This window comes from Pseudomonas sp. PNPG3 (assembly GCF_023093815.1).
Lineage (GTDB): Bacteria > Pseudomonadota > Gammaproteobacteria > Pseudomonadales > Pseudomonadaceae > Aquipseudomonas > Aquipseudomonas asiatica.
On the sequence record NZ_JALLKV010000129.1, the window covers coordinates 1 to 1,196 of the forward strand.

Here is a 1,196-nt window from a genome sequence, read left to right on the forward strand (position 1 = left end):
GGCAAGCCAGCTTGTATGGTTAGACTTGAAGGGAGGAGGAGGGACAAAGCCAGCTTCTGACTGTTAGCGCAGTACAGACCGTGGGAGATCTCGCCCCTCCTCCCTTTTCACCCAAGCGCCGATAAAGAATGCTTCCGGGCTCAGACCGACGAAAGACACAAGCCAGCGCCTCTGGGTGACCCTTCAAGTGCTTCAACACTATCGAGGAGAGTTGCTCATGGCAATGGTGGTTGCTGATTCAAAGCGGCTGATTGGCGTGGATGTGGCCAAAGCGGAACTGGTCATCTGGGACGATGAATCAGCAGAGCTCATAGCAATCCCCAATACCAAAGCAGCTATTAAGAAATGGCTCAAAGGCCTCTCGGGTGCGATGTCCGTGGCCATCGAGGCGACCAACATCTATCACGTTCTGTTTACGGATCTGGCCTTTGAGTTTGGGCATACGATCTACGTGGTAGATGGTTACGCCCTGAGCCATTACCGCAAAGGCGTCAACGTACGCGCTAAGACAGATGCAATTGATGCCCAGCTGTTGGCCCGCTATCTGAAGAACGAAGGACAGGACCTTACGCCTTGGGCGCCGCCACCGGCTATCTATCGACAACTTCTGAGCCTGTTTCGGCGACGTGCGGGACTGGTCCAGGCACGAACCAGCCTGTCTCAGGGATGGGCTAATGAACCGCTACTTAGAGCCGCCTTCAAGACACATCTGCGTGCGATGCAGCGGCTTGAGCTGCTGGTGGAGAAGATGATCAAGGGTCTGCTGGAAAAGGCCGGACTGATGCCTCAGGTAAAGCGCTGCATGAAGGTCGAGGGGATTGGTTTTCTAACGGCTGCACGCCTGACTGCGACGTTTCAGCGTGGCAACTTCAGCGGGGGTGATGCGTTTATCGCCTTTTTGGGTATGGATCTGAGGATTGCGCAGTCGGGGCAGAAAAAAGGGCAATCCAAGCTCACGAAGCGAGGAGACCCCGAAGCTCGACGCCTCCTTCACAACGCAGCCATGTCGGCATGCCGCACGGCAGTATGGAAATCGTACTACGAAGAGCGCCTGGCACGTGGTTTTAGCACGACAGCATCGCTTGTCATGCTCGCACGCAAATTGGCGCGAGTAGTATTTGCCCTACTGAAAAGCGGAGATGAGTATCGGTCAAAAGCCGCTTAAAAAACTTCCCTAAAACCATAGAATCTCCCAC

At 54.7% G+C, this 1,196-nt stretch carries 1 protein-coding gene; it reads left to right on the forward strand.

Translation table 11 applies throughout. The features are described 5' to 3' along the window. Positions 1 to 217: 217 nt before the first annotated feature. Entirely contained in the window at positions 218 to 1,165 is a 948-nt protein-coding gene (locus MJ643_RS30375) for an IS110 family transposase (protein WP_038408539.1), read from the forward strand. Positions 1,166 to 1,196 lie beyond the last annotated feature (31 nt).